We start from the raw sequence: 4,718 nt of genomic DNA, 5'->3' as shown, positions 1-4,718 counted from the left end.
CCGACGCTCGCGGCCGCGCCGCCATGCCGGACGCTGCGCCGCGCACGCACCTCGACGAACACGAGCATGCCGTCGGCCTCGCGCATCACGAGATCGAGCTCGCCGCCGCGCATCGTCACGTTCGCCGCGACGAACACGAGGCCGCGGCGTTCGAGAAACTGCCGTGCACGCTGCTCGAACGCCGCGCCGACCGGCCTGGATCGCGCCGCGCCGGAAAAGTTGTCGCCCGCGCGCGGCAAACCGCGCCCGTCGCCCGGCCGCGCCGGCGCCGCGTGGCACAATGCCGTCCTTGTTCCGCTTGCGCCGCGATTGCGCGCATTGCCTGCCATGACTGCCCTCCTCGAACTCGCGCAAACGCAGCACTACCCGGAAGCCGCGCTCTACGTGGTCGCCACGCCGATCGGCAACACCGCCGACATCACGCTGCGCGCGCTGCACGTGCTCGGCCTCGCCGACCGCATCGCGGCCGAAGACACCCGCAACACGGGCCAGCTGCTCGCCCGCTACGGGATGTCGAAGCCGCTCCTCGCCGTGCACGAGCACAACGAACGAGAAGCCGCGCAGCGCGTGATCGAACTGCTGCGCGGCGGCGAACGCGTGGCCTACGTATCGGACGCCGGCACGCCCGGCATCTCGGACCCCGGCGCGCGGCTCGTCGACGCGGTGCGCGCCGCCGGCTTCGCGGTGATCCCGCTGCCGGGCGCGAGTGCGGCGGTGACCGCGCTGAGCGTGGCCGGCGACTGGGCCGGCGCGTTCACGTTCGCGGGCTTCCTGCCGCCGAAGGCCAGGCAGCGCGCGACCGCGCTGCAGGCGCTGGTATCGCACCCGTATGCGCTGGTGTTCTACGAAGCACCGCACCGGATCGCCGAAACCGTCGCCGCGCTCGCCGATGCATTCGGCCCCGCGCGCCGGCTGCTGATCGCGCGCGAGCTCACCAAGCTACACGAGCAGCTGTTCCAGGGCACCCTGGCCGAAGGACAGACGTGGCTCGCCGGCGATGCGAACCGGCAGCGCGGCGAATTCGTGCTGGTCGTCGAAGGCGCGCCGGCGACGAGCGGCGAAGCCGACGACACCGCGCACGACGCGCTGCTCAGGCTGCTGCTGGAAGAGGTGCCGGTGAAGAGCGCGGCGAAGCTCGCGGCCGCGCTGACGGGCGCGTCGCGCAACACGCTGTATGCGCGTGCGCTCGCGCTGAAGGATGAAAGCTGACGTGCCAGCCGGCCGGCACCGGGAAACCGGTGCCGACGTCGCGCCGGGCAGGAAAGACAAAGGGCTGCCCTCGGGCAGCCCTTTTGCATGAGCGGTCGATCCGCCGCGTTACTTCGTCGAGACCGACGCGAGCATTTCGTCGCGTGCCTCACGCGCTTCCTGCGGCGACAGCCCTTCGATCTTCACGCGGCCCGTGCCGGCGTGCACGAGGCCGATCATCTTGGCAGCGGCATACGACAGGTCGAGCACGCGGCCGCGCTTGAACGGCCCGCGATCGTTGACCTTCACGACGACCCACTTGCCGGACGACGCGTTCGTCACCTTGATGTACGACGACAGCGGCAGCGTGCGGTGCGCGGCGGTGAGCGCGTTCATGTTGAAGCGCTCGCCGTTCGCAGTGCGGCGGCCGTGGAAATCCCGCCCGTACCACGACGCGCGGCCCGTCTGGCGGAAATCGGACACATCCTTGCCGTCGATCGGCTCGGCGTCCGCCAGCGACGACTTCTTCGCGTCCTTGGCGTCGGCAGCCGGCATCGACGCCAGTGCGGAATCGAAATTCAGTTGCTGCTTGTCGTTGTCCGCCTTCGCGGCACCGGCGGTCTTGTCGACCGCGTTCTTCTGGTTCGCGCTTCCGGTGGTCTGGCTGGGTGGCACCGCGCAGCCCGTCAACGCGAAAAATAATGCAATGGTCCCGAAACGAGTCGGAAATCGTACGTTCATCGACGTGTCGCCTTCTGGTTCGGGCCGCTCCTTCGTCACGCCGCTTCACAGCGCGGACACGCGGCCCGGACGGCAAATGCGTGCACGCCCCGCTCGGATGCGAGCAGGCGGCTAGCATGGGCGCGGCTTTCGTCTATGCCGCAACCGTCCTGATTAGCTTTCACGTCTGGCGCAACCTGTCCCCAACAGCCTGACCAGACCCCACATGCCGCCATCGAACATGGCTTTCACGTTCGCGCGCGTCGAAACGACCAACGCACAGGAACGGCGGCACAGGCCTCATCCGGCGGCGCGGCAGCAGGGCCGCAGGCGGGCGCGCAGCACCCGGCCGGACAAGACGTGAGCACCGAATGCTCGGTGCTGGATACACCGCCGGACTCCCCGGCGGCTGATGCTTGACGGTGCTTCCGACACCCCTTTTTAACGGGGCCGAAACACCAGCGAATGGCGTGAAACTCACGCGCAATGGAGCGCATTATACATAAATCAAAACGCTGTCCTGAAAAGCACCGCCGGCGGACCATTGATTCTCACTATGGCTGTAACAATCGACATGCTCCGGGAATGCCCGGAGGCGCGCACCGCGACGCGCGTCGCGCGGCCGGCAAGCGGCACGCGCGACCGGTACAATCGCTCCTTTTAGCCGCCGGTGCCTCCATGAAAGTCACGCTCATTCCGGTCACGCCGTTCCAGCAGAACTGCTCGCTGCTCGTCTGCGAGAAGACGGGCCGCGCCGCCGTCGTCGATCCGGGCGGCGACCTCGACCGGATCCAGCAGGAAGTCGCGCGGCAGAACGTGCGGGTCGAGAAGGTGCTGCTCACGCACGGGCACATCGATCACTGCGCGGGCGCGAAGACGCTCGCGACGCACTACGGCGTGCCGATCGAAGGGCCGCAGGAAGAAGAGCGCTTCTGGATCGAGAAGCTGCCGATGCAGAGCGAGCGCTTCGGCTTTCCGGCCGCCGAAACCTTCGAGCCGGATCACTGGCTGAACGACGGCGACACCGTGCAGTTCGGCGACGAGACGCTCGAGGTCTATCACTGCCCGGGCCACACGCCCGGCCACGTCGTGTTCTTCAGCCGCGCGCATCGCGTCGCGATCGTCGGCGACGTGCTGTTCGCCGGCTCGATCGGCCGCACCGATTTCCCGCGCGGCAATCACGAGGATCTCGTCCGCTCGATCAAGGAGAAGCTGTGGCCGCTCGGCGACGACGTGACGTTCGTGCCGGGCCACGGCCCGGTGTCGACGTTCGGCGACGAGCGCCGCACGAACCCGTTCGTGTCCGACAAGGTGTTCGGATGAACCAGACCGCCATCCCGGAAATCTACGTCAGCACCGACGTCGAGGCCGACGGCCCGATTCCCGGCCCGCACTCGATGCTGAGCTTCGCGTCGGCCGCCTATACCGAGGACAAGCAGCTGATCGCGACCTTCTCGGCCAACCTCGAGACGCTGCCGGGCGCGCAGGCGCACCCGGTGCAGGAAGCGTGGTGGAAGACCGAGCCCGAGGCATGGGCCGCGTGCCGCCGCGACCTGCAGGCGCCCGAGGCGGCGCTCGTCGCGTACGTCGACTGGGTCGAGGCACTGCCCGGCAAGCCGGTGTTCGTCGCGATGCCGGCCGGCTTCGACTTCACGTTCATGTTCTGGTACATGATGCGCTTCGCCGGGCGCTGCCCGTTCTCGTGGTCGGCGCTCGACATCAAGACGCTCGCGTTCGCGATGACGGGCCTGCCGTACCGCAAGGCGATCAAGCCGCGTTTTCCGAAGCACTGGTTCGACGACCATCCGCACACGCACGTCGCGCTCGACGACGCGATCGAGCAAGGCGCGCTGTTCTGCAACATGCTCGCCGACCTGCGCCGCCAGCAGGCCGCGCTCGCGGGCCTCGCGGTATCGGACACCGATCGGTCGGAAAACGCGGGGGCGGGACAAAACCCCACGGATCCGCGAGCAAATTAGCGAATCTCGCTCAGCAACGCGACGCCAGATTGCCTTTCCTTTCCCGGCCCTCTAACATTCAGCATGTTGTTGCTGCCGCATGGAGGCGCAGGTGACGCTCGATTCCTTTTCGCAAAAAATCCTTCGCCTGTTGCAGCTCGACGCGCGCCGTTCCGTTCAGGAAATTTCCGACCAGGTCGGCCTGTCGAGCACGCCGTGCTGGCGCCGCATCAAGGACATGGAACAGTCGGGCGTGATCCAGCGCTACACGGCGCTGCTCGATCGCGAGAAGCTCGGCCTGCACGTCTGCGCGCTCGCGCACGTGCACCTGACCCGCCACAACGAAGGCGGCGTCGAGCAGTTCGAGCGCGAGATCGCGACCTGCCCGGAAGTCACCGAGTGCTACAGCACGACCGGCGAGGCCGATTACATCCTCAAGATCGTCGCGCCGGACATCAAGGCCTACGACGTGTTCCTGCACGAACGCATCTTCAAGATCCCTGCCGTGTCGCAAGTGCGTACGAGTGTCGTGCTGCGCGAGATCAAGTTCGACACGCAACTGCCGCTGTAACGGCTGTCACGCGCACGCCCCCGCCGGCGGCAGGTCACGCCTGCGCGGGCATCGTGCGCGTGAAGCCGATCCGGCGCGCGCCGAACTCGCGCTTCAGCGCATCGGCGTCGAGCCGGCCGGCCAGCGCCGCATCGGTGTCGTGCGGATCGCACGCAAGCGTCACGTCGATCTCGAGCCCCGTGCTCAGGTAATGCAGGTTGATCGCCGCCGCATGCAGCCCGCGCTGCGCGAGCGCGGCCTCGAGCCGCGCCGCGATCTCGCCGCGCGGCGGCAGCGCGAGC

General features: G+C 68.1%; 6 protein-coding genes and 1 pseudogene. 4 read left to right on the top strand and 3 right to left on the bottom strand.

What is annotated here, in order from left to right; translation table 11 throughout:
- The coding region (locus DPV74_RS39125; RefSeq protein ID WP_205571980.1) for a YraN family protein at nucleotides 1-281 on the bottom strand (281 nt) is incomplete at its 3' end.
- Between the two features lie 46 nt (nucleotides 282-327).
- Here DPV74_RS39125 and rsmI point away from each other — a divergent pair.
- Entirely contained in the window at nucleotides 328-1,209 is an 882-nt protein-coding gene (rsmI, locus tag DPV74_RS39120; protein ID WP_027788622.1) for a 16S rRNA (cytidine(1402)-2'-O)-methyltransferase, read from the top strand.
- A 108-nt stretch (nucleotides 1,210-1,317) separates the two neighbouring features.
- On the opposite strand, the gene DPV74_RS39115 is transcribed toward rsmI, so the two are convergent.
- Nucleotides 1,318-1,929: a septal ring lytic transglycosylase RlpA family protein gene (locus tag DPV74_RS39115; RefSeq protein WP_027788623.1), complete on the bottom strand. Its 612-nt coding sequence runs from the start codon at nucleotides 1,927-1,929 to the stop codon at nucleotides 1,318-1,320.
- A gap of 657 nt (nucleotides 1,930-2,586) precedes the next feature.
- Here DPV74_RS39115 and DPV74_RS39110 point away from each other — a divergent pair.
- The 3 genes from DPV74_RS39110 (at nucleotide 2,587) to DPV74_RS39100 (ending at nucleotide 4,437) form a co-directional block, all read left to right on the top strand.
- Entirely contained in the window at nucleotides 2,587-3,231 is a 645-nt protein-coding gene (locus DPV74_RS39110; protein WP_119339135.1) for an MBL fold metallo-hydrolase, read from the top strand.
- The gene (locus DPV74_RS39105; protein ID WP_027788625.1) at nucleotides 3,228-3,887 is read left to right on the top strand and encodes an exonuclease; all 660 of its coding nucleotides are present in this window, start codon (nucleotides 3,228-3,230) and stop codon (nucleotides 3,885-3,887) included. The genes DPV74_RS39110 and DPV74_RS39105 overlap by 4 nt, the downstream gene beginning before the upstream one ends.
- Before the next feature lie 79 nt (nucleotides 3,888-3,966).
- The gene (locus DPV74_RS39100; protein ID WP_006477376.1) at nucleotides 3,967-4,437 is read left to right on the top strand and encodes an Lrp/AsnC family transcriptional regulator; all 471 of its coding nucleotides are present in this window, start codon (nucleotides 3,967-3,969) and stop codon (nucleotides 4,435-4,437) included.
- Nucleotides 4,438-4,471: 34 nt separating this feature from the next.
- Here the strand turns inward: DPV74_RS39100 and DPV74_RS39095 are convergent.
- Nucleotides 4,472-4,718 (bottom strand): annotated as a pseudogene (locus DPV74_RS39095) (cation-efflux pump); the annotation flags it as partial.

This window comes from Burkholderia sp. HAN2018, from assembly GCF_024704855.1.
Taxonomy (GTDB): Bacteria; Pseudomonadota; Gammaproteobacteria; order Burkholderiales; family Burkholderiaceae; genus Burkholderia; species Burkholderia cepacia.
The sequence above is the reverse complement of the archived record's forward strand: the minus strand, read 5'-3'. Positions and strand labels throughout refer to the sequence as shown.

Excerpts from the sequence above, each read along its gene's own strand:
- rsmI (WP_027788622.1), top strand. The coding sequence starts at position 328 with ATGACTGCCCTCCTCGAACTCGCGCAAACGCAGCACTACCCGGAAGCC.
- DPV74_RS39105 (WP_027788625.1), top strand. The coding sequence starts at position 3,228 with ATGAACCAGACCGCCATCCCGGAAATCTACGTCAGCACCGACGTCGAG.
- DPV74_RS39115 (WP_027788623.1), bottom strand. The coding sequence starts at position 1,929 with ATGAACGTACGATTTCCGACTCGTTTCGGGACCATTGCATTATTTTTC.
- DPV74_RS39100 (WP_006477376.1), top strand. The coding sequence starts at position 3,967 with ATGGAGGCGCAGGTGACGCTCGATTCCTTTTCGCAAAAAATCCTTCGC.
- DPV74_RS39110 (WP_119339135.1), top strand. The coding sequence starts at position 2,587 with ATGAAAGTCACGCTCATTCCGGTCACGCCGTTCCAGCAGAACTGCTCG.